We start from the raw sequence: 21674 nt of genomic DNA, 5'->3' as shown, positions 1-21674 counted from the left end.
TGTTCCTGCCTAGGCTGTGATGCGGTCCAGGTCGACGCCTGTGAGTACCGCTGCCGGGTGGGGTCCACGGGCAAGGAGTTCAGTCGTCCATCCTGACGGCCATGGTTTCCGGGTGCCAACCAGGATGATGTTGCCCGGGTATCGGCCCGCGAACATGCCCGATTCAGCGAAGGCGGCGACGTCGGGCATAGCTGCCCGGAGTGCAGCCACTTGGCTGCGGACCAGTGTCAGCGCGGGTTCATCGCCCACGTTGATGATCAGGACGCCGTCGGGGCCCAACCGGGCCGCTGCCTCTTCGTAGAAGTCCCTGCAGGCGATATGGGCGGGGGCCTCCGGTCCGGAGAAGATGTCAAGAATAACGACGTCGAACCTCAGGTGGGCTGGCAGTTCACCCAGCGCGTCGCGGGCGTCGCCGATATGGGTTGTCAGGTTGGTGCCCTCGGGCATGGGCAGCTTCTGGAGGACAAAGTCCAGGAGTTCCCGCTCGAGCTCAACTGCGTATTGGTCCGAACCCGGACGGGTTGCCTGGATATAGCGGGCCAACGTGAGTGCGCCGGCTCCAAGATGCAATGCCGTGATGGGCGTGCCCGGTTCGGCTGCAAGGTCCACCACGTGTCCGATCCTGCGCAGGTATTCGTAGAAGATCTCCGCCGGGTCCTGGAGGTTGACGTGGGACTGTTCTGCTCCGCCGATGCTGAGGATGTAGCTGCCGTCTATGAGGGTGTCCGCCTCGATGGTGGCATGTTGGCCCGTGGTCCGCAGGAAGCGTGCAGCATGGGGCTGGGCGGGGTTCAGAGCCGGTCCTTGAGCGTGGCCAGGCGTTCCGCAGCTTCTTCCAAAACGCCGGTCTTCTTGCAGAACGCGAAGCGCAGGAGGGAACGGGTCCGTTCGGCACCTTCGGGGTGGCAGAACACTGGAACAGGGATTGCTGCTACTCCTACCAGCCCGGGCAGGCGCCGTGCGAGGTCCACTGAATCGAGGATTCCCAGCGGGGCGGTGTCCACGTTGATGAAGTACGTTCCGCTGGGCGAGTACACGTCGAACCCGGCGGCACGCAGGCCCGCGGCCAGGATGTCACGTTTGTGCTGGAGCGTTGTTGCGATGCCGGTGTAGAAGTCGTCCGGTAGCGCGAGGCCCACCGCGATGGCGCTCTGGAAGGGCGTACCGGAACTGTAGGTCAGGAATTGCTTCACTGTGCGCACTGCCGCAACGAGGTGTTCCGGACCGATCAGCCACCCAATTTTCCAGCCGGTGAAGGAAAAGGTCTTACCGGCGGAGGAGATCGTGATGGTCCTCCCATCCGCTCCCGGGAGGGACGCGACCGGGATGTGGGCTGGACCGAAAGTCAGGTGCTCGTACACTTCGTCGCTGACGATCATTGCGTCGTACTTGGCAGCCAACTCAACGACTTTGGCCAGTACATGCCGGGGGAAGACAGCACCGGTGGGGTTGTGCGGATTGTTGAGGAGGACAACCTTGGTCCGGCTGCTGAACGCGTTTTCCAGGGCGTTGAGGTCAGGCATGAAGTCCGGCGCGAGCAGGGGAGCGGTGACGTGTTTGGCGCCTGACAGGCCAATGATGGCACCGTAGGAGTCGTAGAACGGTTCGAAGGTCAGGACTTCATCGCCGGGCTGCACGAAAGCCAGCAACGCCGCGGCGATTGCCTCGGTAGCGCCAGTGGTGACCAGTACTTCCGTGTCGGGATTGGGGTCCAATCCGTAGAATCGCTTCTGGTGGGCTGCGATTGCTTCCCTCAACGCGGGTACGCCCTTGCCGGGTGCGTACTGGTTGGCTCCGGAAGCAATGGCTGCCTGGGCCGCGGCCTTGATCTCGGACGGGCCGTCCTCATCCGGGAAGCCCTGGCCGAGATTGATGGCGCCCGTTGATACCGCCAGCGTGGTCATCTCCTCGAAGATGGTTACGCCGAGCCCGCCGTCGGGGGACAGCAGGTTCGCTCCGAGGGCCGCCCGCTGCCACGGGGCGGTGCTGCCGGTACCGTGAGCTGATCCGTTGCCGGCGTATGTATCAAGGGGGCTGCTGCCTGCGGATGCCATGGGAGCCATGGTATCCCGGCAGAGCCATGGGGTAGGTTCGTCTCATGAGACGCGCGGTATGCCCTGGATCTTTTGACCCTATCCACAACGGACATCTCGAAGTCATCGCCCGGGCTGCCGGCTTGTTTGACGAGGTCATCGTGGCGGTGTCCACGAACTATGCCAAGAAGTACCGGTTCAGCCTCGAGGACCGCATGGAGATGGCGCGCGAAACGCTGGCCTCGTTGCGCGGCATCATCGTGGAGCCCATGGGTGAAGGCCTCCTTGCCGAGTACTGCAGGAACCGCGGTGTATCCGCGATCGTCAAGGGCCTTCGTTCCTCATCGGATTTTGATTACGAGCTGCCGATGGCCACCATGAACCGTCAGTTGACCGGCGTCGAGACCGTCTTCCTGCCGGCGGAGGCGCATTACGTGCATCTTTCGTCCACCCTGATCAAGGAGATCAGCGTGCTGGGCGGCGATATCTCCGATTTCGTCCCTAAGTCGGTGCTGAAACGGCTCCTCGCTGGCGAGCCGCCCACCGAACCGCCTCGCAAGGGGTAAGCTTGCTGGGTACCTTGCGCCTTCACGCAGAGTTCCCAGCTGAAACCACCGTGCCTCTGCGCGCGCCCGGCGTCAGTTTGAGTCCTCCAGCGAGATCAGGCTAAGATGGTACGTCGGTCATATGTTCTACAGGAGTTCTCATTAAGCGAGATGCAAGTTCGCCCTTGGCGCTGGTAGTCAAGGACCTTGGACGCAGTCCAGGGACCATGCGGACACTCAACGAGCATGTACCTGCGCCAAGTGACCTTGGTGTGGCGCTCATTGGCGTGAAGGAAGGCTCGGATATCGAGTTGGATCTTCGCCTGGAGGCCGTACACGAAGGAATTCTGGTATCTGGCTCCGTCATCGTCGAAGTAACCGGCGAGTGCGGGCGATGCCTGGATCCCCTTGCGTATGACCTTGAGGTCAATGTGCAAGAACTTTTCTTCTACGAAGGCGTTGAGCTTTCGGGTGAAGAAGACGATGAAGAGCAACGTCGAGTCGAGTACGATCTGATCGATCTTGAGCCGGTGTTGCGGGACGCAGTTGTCACTATGCTGCCGTTCCAGCCGGTGTGCCGGGAAGACTGCCAGGGTCTGTGCTCCGAATGTGGAGCGCGCCTGGAAGACGAGCCGGGGCACCACCACGAGGTCATTGACCCTCGCTGGGCTGCCCTAGCTGATCTGGCTAAGACTGACCGGCAAACCGATTAGTAAGTGTTCGTCTAAGAGAGAAATGAGATAGCCGTGGCTGTTCCCAAGCGGAAAATGTCTCGCGCAAATACACGCGCCCGCCGTGCCCAGTGGAAGGCAACTGCCCCCAACTTGGTCAAGACCATCGAAAACGGTCAGGTTACCTACAGCCTGCCGCACCAGGCAAAGGTCGTCACTGACTCTGCCGGCACCGCGCTGTTCCTTGAATACAAGGGCCGCAAGGTCGCAGACGCCTAATCTGCCGTAGAGGCTGACTAAGGATGTCTTCAACTGAAGAGCTTCTGAAGCGTCTCGGTGTCTCCATTGACACCGAGACGCTTCGTCTTGCTCTCACACATCGCTCATACGCGTATGAGAACGGCGGGATACCCACCAACGAGCGCCTCGAGTTCCTCGGCGACTCCATCCTGGGCTTCTCGGTCACCGATTCCCTATACCGTGAGAACCCCTCGCTGCCTGAAGGCGAACTTGCCAAGCGGCGTTCCGCCGTCGTTAGTACGCGGGCGCTGGCCGGTATTGGGCGCTCCATTGGCGTCGGCGAGTTCATTTACCTCGGGCAGGGCGAGAAGCTGACCGACGGCAAGAACAAGGCTTCCATCCTGGCTGACACCATGGAAGCACTGATCGGTGCCACGTATCTTTCGAACGATATCGAAACCGCGCGCCAACTGGTCATGCGCCTGGTGGGTCCGCTCCTGAAGGACGCAGGCGCCCTTGGTGCCGGGACGGACTGGAAGACGAGCATCCAGGAACTGACTGCCAGCCGGCAACTTGGGGCCATCCACTATGCCGTGGAGGGCTCAGGTCCAGACCACGCCAGGACGTTCGAAGCCGTCCTGAACATCGGTGGAACCCCGTACGGCCGCGGCTCAGGACATTCCAAGAAGGAAGCGGAACAGGAAGCAGCCGCTGATGCATGGCGTGCCCTGACCGCTTTGGATCCCGCCCCTGCCGGTCCTGCAACTGCCTGAAAACCCATGCCTGAGCTTCCCGAAGTAGAAGTAGTGCGTCGCGGCCTGGCCCGGTGGGTCCGCGGCCGGACCATTACCGGGGTGGACGTCCTTGATCCGCGCTCCATCAGGCGCCATGACCTCGGGACCGAAGACTTCATCGGGAACCTGGAACATGCCACGGTGCTGGATGTGGTTCGCCGGGGGAAATTCCTGTGGATGCCCTTGGCCATGAACACCCCGCACGTGGCTACACAGGAAGACCTTCCACAGGTCGCGTTGATGGCGCATTTGGGCATGAGCGGCCAATTGCTGATGCAGGATCCGGACGTGCCGGATGAGAAGCACCTCAAGGTCCGGATCAAGCTCAGCCCGGTGGACGGTATGCCGGAACAGCTGCGGTTTGTGGACCAGCGGATTTTCGGTGGTCTCTTCGTGACGTCGATGGTGCCCACGTCCGACGGCGGCCCTGGCGGCCTGGGCGAAACGCCCTTGCCTGAGATCGCGGAGGAAGCATCGCACATTGCCCGGGACCCGCTTGACCCGCACTTTTCCTTCGACGCGTTCTATCGAAAGATCAAGAACCGAAAGACGGGCATCAAGAGGGCGCTGTTGGACCAGTCCGTTATTTCCGGGATTGGCAATATCTATGCCGATGAGGCCTTATGGCGGGCCCGTATCCACTATGCCAGGTCCACGGATACCATGCGCCGTGCGGATGCCGGGCGGCTGATTGAGGCCGTGAAGGACGTGATGAACGCCGCGCTGGCTGCAGGAGGGACGAGTTTTGATTCCCTCTACGTCAATGTGAACGGCGATTCCGGATACTTCGCCCGCTCCCTCAACGCCTATGGACGGGCCGGCGAATTGTGCCGCCGCTGTGAAGCTGTCGGCCTGCACAGCATCATGAAGAGGGAACAGTTCATGAACCGCTCTTCCTATACCTGCCCGGTGTGCCAACCGCGCCCGCGGAATGGGCGTTGGTAGCGCCAAAACTGTTCCGGAATCCGGATCGCAATGGCAGACTGTCCCCATGAAACGCGTGGCCCCCCGTCAGCCGCTCTGCGGCGTACCCAGCCCGGCCAAGCCATGATGGCGCGGCGGCTGGTCATTGCAGGTATTTGCCTTGCCGTGCTGATCGCCGCCGTGGCAGTCATTTTCGATCAAATGGCTGGAAAGACCGGATCCACCACCGCCCAGGAATCCTCCAGTTCACGTCCCGTACCCAACCCGTCCGGCGCGTCCGAAACCTCGGCCGGAAACGCTCCGGGCGAGGGCACGCCGGGTGCGGTGACGCCGTCGTCGGGCTCGCCAAGTGGCGCCCCACAGGCAACCGGCAGCGACGGCCAGTCCACGCCCAAACCGCTGGAAGTCCTTCCGCCGGTGACCGCGAGCCCCACCGGCCTGCCCGAACCATCCGCGCCAGCCCCACTGATCTCGGGTGCTCTGCCGGAGCCGGGAACAGCCGCAGGCAAGGTCGTGGACGGGTGGCCAGCTGACATACTCACCTTGCCTGCCGGAACAACCATAGGTTCCACCTCAGTGTCGACATCCGGCAACGCCCTTCAATTGACGGCGGACGGGATCGTTGCCAAGCCCCAAAGTGACGTGCTGGCCTCCTTCAGCCAGTCCCTGGTGTCCCACGGATTCTGGTCCGAGCAGGCTCCCGCGGCTGACGGTGCGGTAGCTTCACGGTTCGTTCGTGGAACCGACACGGTGACCGTTTCCGTCACGACGACGGGTACCGGCGCCTCACGCTTCCAGCTGCTGGGCACTTTGCACACGACGGCGGGCTAGGGGCGGCCATGTACATTTCACTTTCGGACCGGGGCGGCAAACGGGACAAGCCGCAGGCTACGGGAACGGCACTGCCAAGCGAGGTGCCGTTCCGGTTGTCACCGGTGATCCTGTGGCTGGGCATCGTCAGCATGGTCACCGACGTTTCTTCGGAATCGGTGACCGCCATCCTCCCGCTGTACGTGACCGGATTCCTCGGGTTATCCACCATCGCGTTTGGCTTCATTGACGGGATCAACCAAGGTGCCAGCGCCATAGTCAGGATTGCCGCGGGCTGGGCAGCGGACCGCAGCGGCCACCCGAAACGGATCGCGTTGGCCGGGTACGGCCTGTCCATGGTTGCAAGGATCGGTTTCCTGTTTGCCGGGGGATTCTGGGCCATTGCCGCTATTGTCACGGGGGACAGGATCGGTAAGGGCATACGCACCGCCCCCAGGGACGCACTTATCTCCGTGTCCGCACAGCCTGAACATCTGGCCAGGTCCTTCGGCATGCACCGGATGTTGGACAATATCGGGGCGGCAGCAGGGCCGCTGATTGCGTTCTTTGTCCTGCTGATGATTCCCAATGGTTTCAGCACGGTTTTTGTTGTGTCACTGGCCTTCGCGGTGATCGGCGTGGCCGTCCTTGCGCTGATTGTCCCGGATGTCCGGGCGGATGGTCTTCGGGGCCCAGGAGAACGTGAAGGGCGCAGGCTGTTCGCTTTCTCGTGGAGCCACCTGAAGGAGCCGGGGCTGGGGAAGGTGCTGATCGCCGCCGGGCTGCTGGGCTTGGTTACCATCGGTGACGGCTTCATCTACCTGGTCCTGCAGGCCAGGGATTCTTTTGCTGTCCAGTGGTTCCCGTTGTTGTTCGTGGGCACGAATGTGGTCTTCCTGGGTTTGGCGGTTCCTTTGGGACGACTGGCGGACCGGGTAGGCAAGATCCCGGTTTTTGTTGGCGGGCATGTAGCGCTCCTTGCCACCTATTTCCTTGCCGCTGCGCCCCTCGGCGGTCTTGGCACTACGGTGGGCTGCCTGGTTCTGCTGGGTGCGTTCTATGCGGCCACCGACGGCGTACTGGCCGCGTTGGCCAGCCAACTGACCCCGCCGGGAAAGCTGGCCACGGGCATCGCTTCGGCCCAGACAGTTGTGGCGCTCACCAGGATGACCGCCTCCGCCGGGTTCGGCGTGCTCTGGTACGCGGTGGGTGCATCAGCAGCCATGGTCGTAGCGGGCGCCTTGCTGGCTTGCGCGGTCCTGGCTGTCGTCTTCATCCTGCGGGGGACCAAGCCGGCACATGACGTGAACGCCGACGCATGAGTGGAGCGCTGGCCTTGGGCAAGGTTCGATGGGGCCTTCTGCTGGTGGTGACTGCCTTGGTCTTGGCGGGGGCGGGAATCTATGCGATTGGTGCTTACCAGCGGTTTGAGGAGAGCCGGTCTGCCGCTTCGACGGTGGGTATCACGGCAGCCCAACCACTGCCAAGCGTTCCTTTTGTCCTTTTCCGGAACACAGCTTCCGGGCAGGGCTATGGCCACGCAGCAACCGTTCCCCTCTCGGCTCCGGGGGGAACCAGGTCCGTCAGCGAACAGGAATGCGACCGGGTCTATGGAACAAAGGAGTCTTCCGTCTGCCTGAAGACCAACCGGGGCCTGGTCACTGCCTTCGAAGCCGCCGTGTTGAACCGGGACTGGGAACCCCAACGCTCATGGCCCATCAAGGGCATACCCAGCAGGACCAGGATCAGTCTTGATGGCTCGATGATCGCCACCACGGTGTTTGTCACGGGCCACTCCTACGCCACCGCGGGGTTCTCGACGGCGACGGAGATCACGCAGCCGGGCGGAACTCCGGAAAACCTGGAGGACTACGCGCTCCTGGTCAATGGACAACGGCTGGTGGCCACTGACAGGAACATCTGGGGAGTGACGTTCGTGCCAGGCCAAAAGGATGCCTTCTACGCCACGGCGGCGTCGTCGGGGCGTATCTGGTTGGTCCGCGGAAGCATCTCGGCAAAGACGCTGACCGCTGTGCATGACAACGTGGAGTGCCCATCGATTTCGCCTGACGGGACCAGGATTGCCTTCAAGAAGAACGACGGCGGTGCTTTGGCTGCGCATTGGAAGGTGGCTGTGCTTGACTTGGCAACGGGACAGGAAACAGTGCTTTCCGAGAAGAACAGCGTGGATGACCAGATTGAATGGCTGGATAACAGCAGTGTCCTCTACGGCCTGGCGGACCAAGCCGTAGAGGGCGACAGCAACATCTGGAAGCTGGACACCGAACCGGCATCACAGCCCGTGCTGTTCATTGCACACGCTTGGTCGCCCAGCGTCGTCCGTTGAGTAAACCGTCCGTTGGGCGTTCAGCAGAGCGGCAGCAGTCCGCAGAGCAGGCCACCGGACTGGGTGGGGCTTGGTGACGGGCTCGGTGTCGCACTGGGCGTTGCCGTAGCTGTTGGCGTTGGCGTTGGCGTTGGCGTTGGCGTAGGCGTCGGGGTGGCGGTTGGCGATGGGGACGGTGCCGCCGCCGCTTGCTGGGCGGGTGCGGCACTTGAGTAGACAACGTCCACGAAGTAGTTTGTCGCCCCAAACGAACTGGCCGGCATGACGCCTCCCGAGCCGTACCGGTAGCGCCCGTTGTTGGGCCCGGAAGCGGTGAAGACGCCGGACGTCCACGTCTGGTTGAAGAAGCCCTGCGTGTAAGAGTACCGGCCGACGGGGGCACGGTAGGAAACCACGTAGGTCTGGCCGGTCGACAATGCCACAGGTGTGGCCAGGGTGGCTGTCTGCCATCCTGTTGCCGTTTCATTGGTGAAGGTCACTTGTGCCAGCCGCGTGCCCGCCGAGTTCCAGAGCGAGCCCACGTGGGTTCCAGTGTTTCCAGTCCCCTTGTAGAAGCGGATGCCGGTGACATTGCCTGCTTGGGAAACGGTGAAGGCCGTGCCCAACTCCACGGGCATGACATCTGTGGCGGAGGCAGTCTGGGGTGTCAGCGAGCCGAAGATCGTGGACATCTGGACTGTCGGGGCCGCGGTTGTGAACTGCCAGTTGGTAGTGGGGAACGCCTGCCCCTGTTGAGAGACGACGTTGGCCACGCTGGCTGAGATGACCGTGCTGTTGGGAAGTGGGCCCGCGGGTGTGAAGGTGACGGTCCTGCTGTCCGAGGAGAGAGCGGCCGTGCCGGCAATGGAGGTGCCGTTCGCCGTCAGGGTGAAGGACGAACCGGCGTTGATGCCGGAGGAGAAAGTAATGGACGGTTTCACGTCGGTCGGGATACCTGTGGCGCCCGGTGCCGGAACCTGCTCCGATACCGTGAGCGGTGCCGTCGGCGTCCCGAAGACCAGGTCCACCAGGTAACTGGCAGTGGTGGACGCATTGGGGAAGTCACTGTTGTAGGCATATGCTCCCGAATCTGTATCCGTGCGCAATGGTCCACTGGTGAAGCCCGGACCGAATCCGCCTGCAGAGTAGGAGTAACTACCGGTGGGAGACTTGTACGCTGCCACGTATTCCGTGTCGGCTTCGATGTTCACCGGTTGACTGAACACAGCCGTTTGCCATCCGCTGCTGGACTCGTTGGTGAACGTGACGGTGGCCAAGAGCGTTCCGCTGACGGTATAGAGCGAACCGGTGTGTGTTCCGGTGTTGCCGGCCGCCTTGTAGAAGCGCACGCCAGTGACTTGGCCGGCTGTGTCACTCGCGAACCTGACGCCCAGGGACAACGGCACGGCGTCGTTGGCATCCGGGGTGGTTGGCGTCACCGTGTCCTGGTAAAGAGTGCAAGGGCACACGCCAGGTGTTCTCGGTGCCGGAACCGTGGTGAAGGTCCAGGTACCGCCAGCTGACATCGGCTGTCCCGACTGCGCCGTAGCTGTCACTGTGGCCGTATAGTTCGTCCCTGCTGCGAGGGCGGCAGTGGGAGTGAATGTGGCTTTACGCGTTGCTGGATCGTAGCTGGATGTCCCGGCTACGGCGGCTCCGCCGGTCACTTTCAACGCCGTGCTCACGCTCGACCCTACGGCGGCCTCGGAGAGCACCGCACTGACCGTGGTGTTCAGGGGAACACTGGACGCGTTGGGCAACGGCGATTGGGAGCCCACTGTGAAGGGAGTGTTCGGCACAGTGACCACGACGTCCACCAAGTAACTGGTTGTGGACCTGGAGGAAGCAAAATCTCCGCTGTACGTGTAAGCGCCAGCGTCAGAAGCTGCCCGCAACGGTCCTACACTCATTCCGGAACCGAATCCGTTGGTCGTTGCCGAATACGTTCCGGTCAGGGACTTGTAGGACACGATGTAGTCCGTATTGGCAGCCATCTGGATGGGTTGGCTGAACATGGCCGTCTGCCATCCCGAAGTGCTTTCGTTGGTGAACGCGACCGTGGCCAACTGCTGGCCGGTTGCCGAGTACAGGGCGCCATTGTGGGTGCCCGTGTTGCCGGCGGACTTGTAGAAGCGGACGCCGAGTACCTGGCCTGCCGAAACACTCGAGAACCTCACACCAAGGGTCACGGGAACGCCTTCCCGCAATTCGGCTATCCCCGGGGTGACGGAGTCATCGAAAAGGCTGCAGGGGCAAGAACCGGGAACCGGAAGGGTCGCTGCAGTCGTGAAGGACCACGTCCCACCGGACGTCACAGGACCACCGACGGAATCAGTGCCGGCCAAGGTCGCCGTGAATTGGGTACTGAACGCCAACGCGCTCGACGGCGTGAAGGTCGCCCGCCGCGTGGCGGCGTCGTAAGCGGTAGTGCCCGCCACCGGCCCGGACGGGGACGTCAACGTCAGTTGGACGCTGGCCGCGGTGACCGGCTTGGAGAACACGGCGCTCACCTTGGTGTTGACCGATACGCTCGACGACGACGGGATGGGCGTCTGGCCCGAAACCGTCATGGGGGAGCTGTCCACGGTACTGAAGACGGCGTCTGCGAAGTAGTTGCCGCCGTTGTAGCTGGTGGTCGGGAAACTTTGCGACGTGCTGTAAACGCCGGCTGGCTCCGCTCCGAAGCCACCCGCCACCTTCAACGGTGCGTCAGTGAAGCCGAAGCTTGCCCATTGATAGTCCTTGGTGGCGTAGTGGCCATTGGGGGCCCAGAAAGAGGCAGTGTACTTCTGGCCCGCAGCCACGGGGACTGCCTGGGTGAACAGGACTGTTTGCCAACCCGAGGCGGTCTCATTCGTGAAAGTGGCGGTGGCCAGGCGCTCGCCGGTGGAGCTCCACAGGGAACCCGTGTGGGTTCCGGTGTTGGCGGTGCTCTTGTAGAAACGCACGCCAGTGATGAAACCGTCCACTGACGGTGAGAAGCGCAAGCCCATTTCGTAGGCGCCGCCGTCACCGGAGTCCTGGACAGCGGGAACTGTCTGGCCAAACACACTGTAGGGGCCGTTGAGGGTAAGGTTCAGGCTCACCGCCGCCCCAACGTTGGCACTGTCGTCGATGGCCCGCGCCTGGATGGTTGCCGTGGCAAGGCCCTTCTGCACGTACGTGTACGTCCAACTCGTCTTACCCTGAGCAGGGTGCCAGGTGGTGCCACCATCGGTGGAAACTTCGACGCCGGCCACTACGCCGCCCACGTCGCTGGCGGTTCCCGTGACGGTGACGCTGCTGCCTTGTGCCACCGTTGCTCCGTTGGCGGGAGCAGAGATGGTTGCGGTGGGCTTGGTGGTGTCTGTGCTCGCAACAGCAGCCACCAGGCCGGCCGCCCGGGTGGCAGGTTGTGCACCCATGTCGGCGAGCAGGTTGACCTGCGCCTGCCGCATCCTGGCATCGGCAGGTGCGCCGGCGCCGTCGTGCTCCTGGTCCAGCCCCCACGTCCACTGGACGCTGCCGGCTGAGAAGACCAGCGCGCCGCTTGCGGCCCGGTAGAGGGTCACGTTGTGGGTGGTATTACCTGGCTTGACTGTATTGCCGAAGTCCTGGAGGTACTCGGGAACACTCCCCACAGTGGTGGATAGGCGGATCAGGCCGGCTGGCCTGAAGCCGTTGTCCAGGTCCTCGTCGGATTCGTAACCCACCGTATGGGCTGCCAGCGCCGCGGAAGAACCGGCGGGCAACGAGGCCAGTGAGGTATTCCGCCAAAGCCTGGTCTTTCCTTCGTCCGCCTTCACCGTAATGGGCAAGTCGGAGTGGTTGGACATGTACATGGTCCCGGTCACCGCGTTCTCGGGCAGGCCACCACCGTTGGCCTGGGAGGCGAAGCGGGGGTCGCGCCAGGTGCCCGTCCACTGTGCACTGGGGTCGATCTTGGCATTCCCCCAGGTTTCCTTGTAGCAGGTGAGGGTGCGGTTTGCTGTTCCGTCCACTGTTGAGGGTTCGAATCGGGTCCGCCAATACATCTCGTTGCCCGAAAGGAACTGAAGGTTTACGCCGGCGTCCCTGGCGGCGGTGACGTTGGCCCGTTGCGGACCGGACCAGTACTCATCGTGCCCCACCGAAAGGAACACTTTGTGGTTCAGCAACTCCGCGCCGCTGCGGTCCGAGTCGAGGCCGCTGATGTAGCTGACGTCGTAGCCGTTCTGCTCCAGGAAACGGACCATGGGGTATTCGTTGGCGAAGTAGAAGTCCCTGCCGTTCGGACCATCACGGGTTGCCATCGGACGGTTGTAGCTGACCTTGTAGGCCCGGCCGTTCGCTGCACCCTGGTAGAAGTCCGAGCCGCCATAGGTGTTGTAGGCCTGCCAGGTTTCGTCCGCAGTTTGGAAGACGACGGCGGAACGGTTCCCGTCGTTGCGGACAATGAACGTGATGTGGCTCTTTGCCCCGGTATCAGGGCGTGTGAGGAGCGCGATGTAGACACCGGACACAGCTGTTGCCGGAACCTGCCACGTTGCCGACACGGCCCAGGTACCGCAGTCGTAAAGCTCAGTGGTGAGGTCGCTGCGGCAGGCTGGCTGTGTCTGTCGCAATACGGACGGCGTCACATCGGCGATCTTGCGGGCCCCGTTGCCCCCATACCAGCCCGTCCGGTAAATCGCGATGGTGTAGGTGGTCGCCTTGGTGTCCACTTTGAACCGGATGGGCTGGCCGGCATTGACGCTGATGTCTGTTGCGAAGCCCTGGATGGTGTCATCGCCCGCGCCGTTGATGTCCCACTCGGAGGGCGGACTGCCGGTCTTCGAATTCTCGCAGACCACCGGATTCACCACGGGGTCGCAAGGTCCCACAGCAATCGCCGTCGTTGCGCTGAGGGGCAGAAATGCCCCAACCAGGGCGATCACCAGGGGCAAGAGAAAACCCTTGAAGACTCGCTGTGGTCGGGAAGCTGAAGGACCGGGCATCAGAACTCCTGGAGTGGTACGCCGATAGCTAAGACGGGCCCACGGGGTTTATGCGCAGGTCCCGGCTTGTCGCTCCCCAGCCAGGGTCAAACCTAGATCTTCAGTTGTGGAACACGGGTTCGCCACATGGGCGGATCGTTCCGAAAAACGGGACCGGATCCGGCGCAGGCCAACAAAAGTTCGAAGCCCGGGCCGGATCACCGGAACGAAAAGTCCATGTAACCCTTGGCAGGAGTGTAGGGGTGCGGCTGGCCGCCCGCAAGGCATTCCGGCAACAGATCCGCGGATTTCGCACCAACGGCAGTAGATTTGGGGATACAAACACCGGTCCATCCAGGAGAACCGAAGCGCCTTGCATTTGAAAAGTTTGACTGTCCGCGGATTCAAGTCGTTTGCGTCGGCCACGACGTTCGACTTCGAACCCGGCGTCACCGCCGTCGTCGGTCCCAACGGCTCAGGCAAGTCCAACGTGGTGGATGCGCTGGCCTGGGTCATGGGCGAGCAGGGCGCAAAAACACTGCGTGGCGGCAAGATGGAAGACGTCATATTCGCCGGCACATCAGGTCGCCCTCCCTTGGGACGGGCCCATGTGTCGCTCACCATCGACAACGCGGACAACGCCCTGCCCATCGAGTACAGCGAAGTCACTATCTCGCGCACGCTCTTCCGGACGGGCGGTTCCGAATACGCCATCAATGGTGCGCCATGCCGGCTCCTGGACATCCAGGAGCTCCTGTCCGACTCTGGCCTTGGCCGTGAAATGCATGTGATTGTCGGTCAAGGGCAGTTGGACCGTGTCCTGCATGCCACTCCTGAAGACCGCCGCGGCTTCATCGAGGAGGCGGCCGGGATCCTTAAGCACCGCCGCCGGAAGGAAAAGACGGTCCGCAAGCTTGAAGCGATGCAGGCCAATTTGGCCCGGCTCGGCGACCTGACGGCGGAGATCCGAAGGCAGCTCACGCCGTTGGGCAAGCAGGCGGAGATCGCGCGACGGGCACAGACAGTCCAGTTCGATGTCCGGGACGCCCGCGCCCGGCTCCTCGCTGACGACCTCGTGCAACTGACAACCTCCCTTGAACAGGACGTCGCCGACGAAGCGGCACTGAAAGAGCGGCGCCAGGTTGTCGAGGCCGGCCTGGCGGTGAGCCGCCGACGTCAGGCTGCCTTGGAACAGCAGGCCGCCGAGGCGACTCCGCGGCTCAACGCGGCCCGCGACCATTGGTATCAGCTCTCCGCCGGCAGGGAACGCCTGCGCTCCCTCGGTTCCCTGGCCACTGAACGCCGGCGGCTCCTCGGTTCCTCCGAAGCAGCCGTGGACTCGGGCCGCGACCCCGACCAGCTGGAACGGCAAGCGGCCCGCGTTCGTGAAGAACAAGCGGCCCTGGAACATGACATCCTCGCCAAACAGGCGGCCCTGCTCGAAGCCACCGTGGCCAAGGACGGGGCGGAGGCGCTCGCCGCCGCCGAGGACAAGCGGCTCACGGCAATGCTTCGAGCCGCCGCGGACCGGAGGGAGGGCTTGGCCAGGTTGGCTGGCCAGGTTGCCGCAGCGCGTTCCCGTGCGGAAGCCGCCGAAGCTGAGCGCGGCCGGCTCCGGGAGTCGCTTGCTTCAGGCGACGAAAGGCGCCGGAAGGCCCAAAGCGAGTTCACGGCGCTGGAAACACAAGTGGCGGGTGTCGAGGACGGCGAAGAGAGCCTCGACGCCGAGTATGAGGAAGCCAACGAGGTGCTGGACGCAGTCCTCGCGGAAATCGAAGAGCTGAAAGCCGCCGAGCGGGAAGCTGTTCGGGAGCGGGACTCGTTGACGGCGCGTCGGGACGCGCTGCAGCTGGGGCTCAACCGGAAGGACGGCTCCGGCCGGCTCCTGACAGCGGACGGGATTCTTGGCCCACTCCCGGCCATGATCAGCGTTGAACCAGGATACGAGGCCGCCGTCGCCGCCGCTTTGGGAAGTGCCTCCGATGCGGTGGTGGTTGGCGATGCCGCCGGCGCTGTTGCCGCCATCGGATTGCTGAAAAAGGACGACGCCGGCCGTGCGACGCTGCTCTTGGCCGACGGTGGATCCGACCACCAGGCCGACCGGAACAGCAACGGGCTTCCGGCCGGCAGTCGCTGGGTTGCCGACGTCGTGAAAATCGGTGATCCGGCTGCCCAAGGTACCTTGGCGCTCCTGGCCGGGGTCGTCGTCGTCGATGACGTCCGGGCAGCAGCCTCGCTGGTTGCGGAACGGCCGGACCTCACGGCCGTCACCCTGGAGGGGGATGTCCTGACCGCGCTGACAGTGGTCGGCGGCTCGGCCAATGCCCCGTCACTGTTGGAAGTCCAGGCCGCAGTGGACGACGCCGGGGCCCGCCTCCAGGAGGTCGCTGCCCGTTTGGAGCGTGGACGCTTTGCCCTGGCCGGCGCCCAGGCCCGGCGCGCCGAAGCGCAGGACCGCGCAGATGCGGCGTTGGAACGGCTACACGAATCGGATGCCCGCCTTGCCGCCGTCGCAGAGAGGTTGGGGCACCTGAACTCCATCCTTCGCAGCGCGGTTGGCGAAAGCGATCGGCTTGCCGCGTCCATGGCCAAGGCCGAGGCCAATATCGCCGGGGCGCAACTGGACCTTGAAGTCGCCGCGGAACGGCTCGCCGCGGCGCAGGAAGCTCCCGACGAGGAGCCGTCCACTGACCAGCGTGACGAGCTCGCAGCCCAGGCCAGGACTGCCCGCTCACTGGAAACCGAAGCCCGGCTTGCCCTTCGGACCGCGGAAGAACAACTTGGCGCCATCAGCAACAGGGCGGCGTCCCTTGAGCGGGCCGCCGCAACCGAGCGTCGTGCCCGCGAAGAGGCCGCACGCCGCGCCCAGCGTCGACGTGCCCAGGCTCAACGAGCGGCTGCCGTCGCGTCGGCGGTGGAGCAGACCCTTCGTTTCGTGGACATATCGGTGGACCTTGCCGGCCGCGAACGCGATCTCGCGGAGCAAACGCGTGAGCAGTTGGAGCGCGAACTGGGTGAGGTCCGCTCGGCAAACGAGGCCTTGGCACGGGAGCTCGCTGAGCTGACCGACTCCGTGCACCGGGACGAAATGGCGCGCACCCAGCAGCGGTTGCGCATCGAAGCCCTGGAAACGCGCTCCATCGAAGAACTGGGGCTATCTGCCGAGCAGTTGATAGCCGACTACGGTCCTGATCGGCCAGTGCCCCTGCCCGCCGGAACCACCACCGACAAGTGGGCCGAGCTCCGGGCGCCGGTGGATGAGAACGGCGAACCAGTGGTTGAAGGAGTCCCGTTCGTACGCGCGGAGCAGGAGAAACGACTCAGGAAAGCTGAGCGCCACCTCGCAGCGTTGGGAAAAGTAAACCCCCTGGCGCTAGAGGAATTTGCGGCGCTGGAGGAACGCCACCAGTTCCTCAGCTCCCAGCTGGAAGACCTCAAATCCAGCCGTAAGGATCTCCTGGACATCATCAAGGAAGTGGACAACCGCGTCCAGCAGGTCTTCACAGAGGCTTTTGCCGACACGTCCGCCCAGTTCGACCACGTCTTCGCTCGACTGTTCCCCGGGGGCGAAGGCAAGTTGGTCCTTACCGATCCTGACGACATGCTCACCACGGGAATCGAAGTGGAAGCACGGCCCGCCGGCAAGAAGATCAAAAGGTTGTCGCTTCTTTCCGGCGGCGAGCGTTCCCTGACGGCCGTTGCCCTGCTGGTGGCGATCTTCAAAGCGCGGCCATCGCCGTTCTACGTCATGGACGAGGTTGAAGCCGCGTTGGACGACACAAACCTGGGCCGGCTCATCACCATTTTCGAGGAACTTCGCGAATCCAGCCAGCTGATCGTGATCACCCACCAGAAGCGCACCATGGAAGTGGCGGACGCCCTTTATGGAGTGACCATGCGGGGTGACGGGGTGTCTACCGTCATCAGCCAGAGGCTCGGTGCCGGGGCTTAGCTTTATGAGAAGGTAGGGGAGTGAACGATTTCCTTCCCATAATTCTGTCCATTGTCGCTGCGCTCGTGGTGGTCGGCGGACTCGTGCCGGTACTGCTGAAGGCCCGGAAATCCGGGGCCAAATACCCTGGACCACGGGACGCGAACGACCCCGTCCAGTCCTCGGCAGCAGGCGGCGGAACCCTGGTGGAGGACCGCCCGGATGCCGTAAATGCACCGGCACCCACTTTTGACGGAACGGTTGCCGACACCGATGTTCCCGACGACGCCGCCGGGCTCGAAACCATCGCCATTGATACCCCGGACCCCGTCGAGGGCCGCCTCAACCGGCTCCGTGCCCGTCTGGTCAAATCCAACAACATCCTGGGCAAAGGCCTCCTGGCGCTTCTTTCAGGCGACAAAATCGATGAAAACGTCTGGGACGAGGTAGAAGAGACCCTCCTGCTTGCAGACCTCGGCACCGAGCCCACCATGCAATTGGTTGATGCGCTTCGTGAACGTGTCAAGGTTTTGGGTACCCGCAGTCCTGAGGACGTCAAGGCCATGCTGCGCGAAGAGCTCATCAAGCTGGTGGACCCGGGCATGGACCGTTCCCTGAACGTCGAACGCAAGGGTGACCGGCCCGCCGTCGTCCTTGTCGTCGGCGTCAACGGCGTGGGTAAGACCACCACGGTGGGAAAGCTGGCCCGTGTCCTGGTGGCTGAGGACAAGGACGTTTTGCTCGGCGCTGCTGATACATTCCGTGCTGCTGCAGCCGAGCAGCTCGCTACGTGGGGGCAGCGCGTGGGAGTGCCCACCGTGAAGTCGGACATTGACGGAGCGGACCCGGCATCGGTGGCCTACGAGGCCGTTAAGGCGGGCATCGACCAGGAAGTCGACGTGGTCATGGTGGACACCGCGGGACGCCTGCAGAACAAGACCGGCCTGATGGACGAACTGGGCAAGGTCAAGCGGGTCATCGAGAAGCTCGCCGAGGTGGACGAGGTCCTGCTGGTCCTGGATGCCACAACCGGCCAGAACGGCCTCAACCAGGCTCGTGTCTTCGCTGAGGTGGTCAACATCTCAGGCATCGTGCTGACCAAGCTGGACGGTACGGCAAAGGGCGGCATCGTGGTGGCCATCCAGAAGTCGCTGGGCGTTCCAGTGAAACTGATTGGCTTGGGCGAAGGTCCGGATGACCTCGCACCGTTCGATGCGGAAAGCTTCGTGGACGCGCTGCTCAACTAGCAGCTCAACATCACAACACGGCGTACTGGCCGGCGGCAGGGGATGTTCCGCACCCCTTGCTGTCGGTCAGTTTTTGTTTCCCAGGGGTTCGCGCGCCGGCAGCCACGCGATTGCGGTGACCAGCAGGACCGCACCCGTAATGCCGAATGCCCAGCCGTAGCCGAGCACATCGGCCAAAAGCCCCGCCACGATGGGGCCGATAATGGCGCCGGTGTCCGCGGCCATCTGGAAAACGGCGAGGACCTTGCCGCCGGAACGCCCGCGGCCAATGACGTCGGCGACGGCGGCCTGTTGGGCTGGCCCCAGCAAACCTGAGCCGAAGCCTGCCACGGCGGAAGCGGCAAGAAATGCCGGCAGTCCCGTGGTTAGGCCAATGACGGCGGTAGCGAGTCCTGTGATGACGAGTCCGGGAATGACCAGGGGTTTCCGTCCCCATGCATCCGCCAGCCGCCCGGAAAATGTCAGCGCGGTGGCGTTGCCCACTGCGAAGATTGCCAACGCCCACGCAGCCGTCTCAGGCTTCGACTGCAGTACCGCCACGGCGAACAGTGGGATAGTGGCCATGCGGACGCCGAACGTCACCCAGCCGTTGCCGAAACTGGAGAACACCGCGGCGCGGTAGGCCGAGTCCGCAAGTGCTTCCTTAAGGGTCATTGCCGGAGCCGGGCTCGCGTCCGTCGCGGCATGTCCCTCGCCGCTCAGCATGGTGCGGACCACCGCAGCGGCCACAAGCAGGGCTGCCGCGTAGGCAAGGAATGGAACGCGGAGTCCGAAGCCCGCAAGCAGGCCGCCCACCACCGGACCCAGCACGCTGCCGATCAGGAATGCCGAGGCATATGCCCCCGATACACGACCACGACGCTCGGGTGGAGCGAGCCGGATCAGCAGGCCCATGGCCGCGACGGTGAACATCACCGAGCCCGCCCCTCCCAGGCCACGGAAGACCAGCAGTTGCCAATAGTTTTGGGCGAAGGCACATGCCGCTGTGGACACGGCGACTATCAAAAGGCCGGAAACGTAGACGTTCCGCTCGCCGAACCGGCCGATCAAGGCACCGCCGGCCGGAGCGAAGACCAAGCGCATGAAGGCGAAAATACTGACGATCACGGCGGCGGCAGTAGCACCAACGTCAAAAGTGGTGGCGAATTGGGGCAGCACAGGGGCCACCAAACCGAATCCCAACGCGATCAGGAACGCCGCAGCCAACATCACCTTGATGTCGCGTGGCAAGGGAGTCTTCTCAGGCCGGATCCTTGGAGCTTTGACGGATCTGGGCGACTGGGTCATGCGGTGGGGGTCCTTCGGGTTGGTTTTCGGGTGAAGTCTGACGCCTGAAACATATCCGTAACAGCGGGGATATGCACCATTTACGTTGGGGAGGTTGTTGTAACCAGCCCGCAATATAAAACCTGCGCAGGTGAAACACGGTGGCACAAAACTCTTAAGCAGGACGCAAAGGGCGTCAGGACAGCGGTTGAACCGCAGAACCAAAGCAAGAGAGGAACGTGCACCATGGAACTTACCGCAGGTCACGTATGGGTCATGGTGGCGGCGGCACTCGTGCTGTTCATGACACCTGGTCTGGCATTTTTCTACGGCGGCATGACACGCGCCAAGGCTGCCTTGAACATGATGATGATGAGCTTCATCTCCATCGGCATCGTCGGAGTTGTCTGGGTGCTGTGGGGCGCATCGATGAGCTCGGGCGAAGGCTTCCTTGAAATCGTGGGCAACCCGTTCGCCACTTTCGGCCTCGAGGGCATTTCCACCCCTGATGGCCTGATCAAGGTCGGCTACGCAGCCACCTTCGCCATCATCACCGTTGCGCTCATCAGCGGCGCCATCGCAGACCGCGCCAAGTTCGGCGCATGGACCATCTTCGTCCCGGTCTGGGTCACGCTGGTCTACTGCCCCCTGGCCTACATGGTGTGGGGTGGCGGCCTGTTCGGCCCGGAGGGCGCAATCGGAAAGGCACTCGGCCCGGCCATCGACTTCGCCGGCGGCACCGTGGTGCACATCAACGCCGGTGTGGCAGCACTGGTCCTGGTCCTGATCATTGGTAACCGTCGCGGCTTCGGCAAAGACCCGAACCACCGCCCCCACAACATCCCGTTCGTCATGCTTGGCGCGGCCATCCTGTGGTTTGGCTGGTTCGGCTTCAATGGCGGCGCAGCAACCACAGCTGAGCAGGGTGGCTTGATTTGGGTCAACACCCTCGCAGCTCCCGCAGCGGCAATGATCGGCTGGCTCATCACCGAACGCATCCGCGACGGACACCCGACATCGCTCGGCGCAGCATCCGGTGTGGTTGCCGGCCTGGTGGCCATCACCCCCGCTTGTGCCAACGTCAGCCCGGTCGGTGCACTGGGACTCGGCGTAGTTGCCGGTGTCGCCTCCGCCCTGGCGGTCGGCCTGAAGTTCCGTTGGGGCTTTGACGACTCCCTTGACGTCGTGGGTGTCCACCTCGTGTCCGGCATCATCGGCACCGTGGCACTGGGCTTCATCGCACTTCCGGTGGACGGTGTTGGCGGCGGCCTCTTCTACGGCGGCGGCTTTACCCAACTGTGGGCACAGCTCGCAGCGGCCGGCATCGCAATTGCCTTCTCGGCCATCATGACGGCCATCATCGCCTTGGCTATCCACAAGACCATGGGCTTCCGGGTCTCCACCGAACAAGAAAACGTTGGCGTGGACCTCAGCCTGCACGCTGAGACGGCATACGAGTTCGGTGTCAACGGCCACAGGGGCAGCTTCCAGCCGCTCCATGAGGCGATGACCGGAAAGTCAGAAGAGAAGGCTCCCGCAGAAGGCAAGGAGAGTGTCCAGGCATGAAGCTCATCACAGCGATCGTCCGTCCCGAAAAGCTCGAAGCAGTCCGGGAAGGCCTCGAAGCCTACGGGGTCCAGGGCCTGACGGTCAGCGCAGCAAGCGGCTACGGCCGGCAGCGCGGCTACACCGAGGTGTACCGCGGAGCTGAGTACAACGTGGACCTGCTGCCAAAGATCCGGATCGAGGTCCTCGCCACGGACGAACAGGCGGACGACATCCTTGATGTCCTCATCGCCAGCTCGAACACCGGCAGGGCCGGCGACGGCAAAGTATGGACCGTGGATGTCTACGAAGCAGTCCGGGTCCGGACGGGTGAACGAGGCGCGGCGGCCATCTAGGCCACCAGCCACCACCAGCTACTGAGGCACCACGAAGAGGGCCGGGTACCAG

16 protein-coding genes are annotated in these 21674 nt (G+C 63.4%); 12 read left to right on the top strand and 4 right to left on the bottom strand.

Annotated elements, in window-relative coordinates:
* Positions 1-9: 9 nt before the first annotated feature.
* Together AC5RU9_RS00215 and AC5RU9_RS00210 are read right to left on the bottom strand one after the other, a co-directional pair.
* Positions 10-795, bottom strand: a complete 786-nt coding sequence (locus AC5RU9_RS00215) for a spermidine synthase (RefSeq protein ID WP_211713537.1) — start codon at positions 793-795, stop codon at positions 10-12.
* Positions 792-2063 (bottom strand): aminotransferase class I/II-fold pyridoxal phosphate-dependent enzyme, encoded by a 1272-nt coding sequence (locus tag AC5RU9_RS00210; RefSeq protein WP_494014905.1) that lies wholly within the window; start codon positions 2061-2063, stop codon positions 792-794. The genes AC5RU9_RS00215 and AC5RU9_RS00210 overlap by 4 nt, the downstream gene beginning before the upstream one ends.
* A 35-nt stretch (positions 2064-2098) precedes the next feature.
* Between AC5RU9_RS00210 and coaD the strand changes: the two genes are divergently transcribed.
* The 8 genes from coaD to AC5RU9_RS00170 all read left to right on the top strand — a co-directional run bounded on the left by coaD (position 2099) and on the right by AC5RU9_RS00170 (position 8364).
* Positions 2099-2599: a pantetheine-phosphate adenylyltransferase gene (gene coaD / locus AC5RU9_RS00205; RefSeq protein WP_211713506.1), complete on the top strand. Its 501-nt coding sequence runs from the start codon at positions 2099-2101 to the stop codon at positions 2597-2599.
* Positions 2600-2763: 164 nt separating this feature from the next.
* Positions 2764-3291 (top strand): YceD family protein, encoded by a 528-nt coding sequence (locus AC5RU9_RS00200; RefSeq protein ID WP_211713507.1) that lies wholly within the window; start codon positions 2764-2766, stop codon positions 3289-3291.
* A 33-nt stretch (positions 3292-3324) separates the two neighbouring features.
* A complete protein-coding gene (gene rpmF, locus AC5RU9_RS00195) occupies positions 3325-3528 on the top strand; it encodes a 50S ribosomal protein L32 (protein WP_011775139.1) in 204 nt (67 codons plus the stop codon).
* Positions 3529-3551: 23 nt separating this feature from the next.
* The gene (rnc, locus tag AC5RU9_RS00190) at positions 3552-4262 is read left to right on the top strand and encodes a ribonuclease III (protein WP_211713508.1); all 711 of its coding nucleotides are present in this window, start codon (positions 3552-3554) and stop codon (positions 4260-4262) included.
* A 6-nt stretch (positions 4263-4268) separates the two neighbouring features.
* Positions 4269-5228, top strand: coding sequence for a bifunctional DNA-formamidopyrimidine glycosylase/DNA-(apurinic or apyrimidinic site) lyase (mutM, locus tag AC5RU9_RS00185; protein ID WP_494014904.1), 960 nt, complete (start codon positions 4269-4271; stop codon positions 5226-5228).
* 102 nt (positions 5229-5330) lie between these two features.
* Positions 5331-6038 carry a hypothetical protein gene (locus AC5RU9_RS00180; protein ID WP_494014903.1) on the top strand — a complete coding sequence of 236 codons (708 nt, stop codon included), beginning with the start codon at positions 5331-5333 and terminating at the stop codon, positions 6036-6038.
* An 8-nt stretch (positions 6039-6046) separates the two neighbouring features.
* The gene (locus tag AC5RU9_RS00175; RefSeq protein ID WP_494014902.1) at positions 6047-7339 is read left to right on the top strand and encodes an MFS transporter; all 1293 of its coding nucleotides are present in this window, start codon (positions 6047-6049) and stop codon (positions 7337-7339) included.
* The gene (locus tag AC5RU9_RS00170; RefSeq protein WP_494014901.1) at positions 7336-8364 is read left to right on the top strand and encodes a TolB family protein; all 1029 of its coding nucleotides are present in this window, start codon (positions 7336-7338) and stop codon (positions 8362-8364) included. The genes AC5RU9_RS00175 and AC5RU9_RS00170 overlap by 4 nt, the downstream gene beginning before the upstream one ends.
* Before the next feature lie 20 nt (positions 8365-8384).
* On the opposite strand, the gene AC5RU9_RS00165 is transcribed toward AC5RU9_RS00170, so the two are convergent.
* The gene (locus AC5RU9_RS00165; RefSeq protein ID WP_494014900.1) at positions 8385-13298 is read right to left on the bottom strand and encodes a DUF4082 domain-containing protein; all 4914 of its coding nucleotides are present in this window, start codon (positions 13296-13298) and stop codon (positions 8385-8387) included.
* Positions 13299-13650: 352 nt separating this feature from the next.
* Here AC5RU9_RS00165 and smc point away from each other — a divergent pair, with 352 nt between their 5' ends.
* Positions 13651-17229 (top strand): chromosome segregation protein SMC, encoded by a 3579-nt coding sequence (gene smc, locus AC5RU9_RS00160; RefSeq protein ID WP_494014899.1) that lies wholly within the window; start codon positions 13651-13653, stop codon positions 17227-17229.
* Positions 17230-17249: 20 nt separating this feature from the next.
* Positions 17250-18455 (top strand): signal recognition particle-docking protein FtsY, encoded by a 1206-nt coding sequence (gene ftsY / locus AC5RU9_RS00155; protein WP_211713513.1) that lies wholly within the window; start codon positions 17250-17252, stop codon positions 18453-18455.
* 66 nt (positions 18456-18521) lie between these two features.
* On the opposite strand, the gene AC5RU9_RS00150 is transcribed toward ftsY, so the two are convergent.
* Positions 18522-19742 carry an MFS transporter gene (locus AC5RU9_RS00150; RefSeq protein WP_211713514.1) on the bottom strand — a complete coding sequence of 407 codons (1221 nt, stop codon included), beginning with the start codon at positions 19740-19742 and terminating at the stop codon, positions 18522-18524.
* Positions 19743-19967: 225 nt separating this feature from the next.
* Between AC5RU9_RS00150 and AC5RU9_RS00145 the strand changes: the two genes are divergently transcribed.
* Positions 19968-21287 (top strand): ammonium transporter, encoded by a 1320-nt coding sequence (locus tag AC5RU9_RS00145; RefSeq protein ID WP_494014898.1) that lies wholly within the window; start codon positions 19968-19970, stop codon positions 21285-21287.
* Positions 21284-21622, top strand: coding sequence for a P-II family nitrogen regulator (locus AC5RU9_RS00140; RefSeq protein ID WP_017199639.1), 339 nt, complete (start codon positions 21284-21286; stop codon positions 21620-21622). The genes AC5RU9_RS00145 and AC5RU9_RS00140 overlap by 4 nt, the downstream gene beginning before the upstream one ends.
* Positions 21623-21674: the final 52 nt, after the last annotated feature.

Source organism: Arthrobacter sp. B0316-5-4 (assembly GCF_059090325.1).
The sequence above is the reverse complement of the archived record's forward strand: the minus strand, read 5'-3'. Positions and strand labels throughout refer to the sequence as shown.

What these genes read in the sequence shown, in the direction of transcription:
- AC5RU9_RS00210 (WP_494014905.1), bottom strand. Translation starts at nt 2,063, where the DNA reads ATGGCTCCCATGGCATCCGCAGGCAGCAGCCCCCTTGATACATACGCC.
- coaD (WP_211713506.1), top strand. Translation starts at nt 2,099, where the DNA reads ATGAGACGCGCGGTATGCCCTGGATCTTTTGACCCTATCCACAACGGA.
- rnc (WP_211713508.1), top strand. Translation starts at nt 3,552, where the DNA reads ATGTCTTCAACTGAAGAGCTTCTGAAGCGTCTCGGTGTCTCCATTGAC.
- mutM (WP_494014904.1), top strand. Translation starts at nt 4,269, where the DNA reads ATGCCTGAGCTTCCCGAAGTAGAAGTAGTGCGTCGCGGCCTGGCCCGG.
- AC5RU9_RS00180 (WP_494014903.1), top strand. Translation starts at nt 5,331, where the DNA reads ATGATGGCGCGGCGGCTGGTCATTGCAGGTATTTGCCTTGCCGTGCTG.
- AC5RU9_RS00175 (WP_494014902.1), top strand. Translation starts at nt 6,047, where the DNA reads ATGTACATTTCACTTTCGGACCGGGGCGGCAAACGGGACAAGCCGCAG.
- AC5RU9_RS00170 (WP_494014901.1), top strand. Translation starts at nt 7,336, where the DNA reads ATGAGTGGAGCGCTGGCCTTGGGCAAGGTTCGATGGGGCCTTCTGCTG.
- AC5RU9_RS00165 (WP_494014900.1), bottom strand. Translation starts at nt 13,298, where the DNA reads ATGCCCGGTCCTTCAGCTTCCCGACCACAGCGAGTCTTCAAGGGTTTT.
- AC5RU9_RS00150 (WP_211713514.1), bottom strand. Translation starts at nt 19,742, where the DNA reads ATGACCCAGTCGCCCAGATCCGTCAAAGCTCCAAGGATCCGGCCTGAG.
- AC5RU9_RS00145 (WP_494014898.1), top strand. Translation starts at nt 19,968, where the DNA reads ATGGAACTTACCGCAGGTCACGTATGGGTCATGGTGGCGGCGGCACTC.
- AC5RU9_RS00140 (WP_017199639.1), top strand. Translation starts at nt 21,284, where the DNA reads ATGAAGCTCATCACAGCGATCGTCCGTCCCGAAAAGCTCGAAGCAGTC.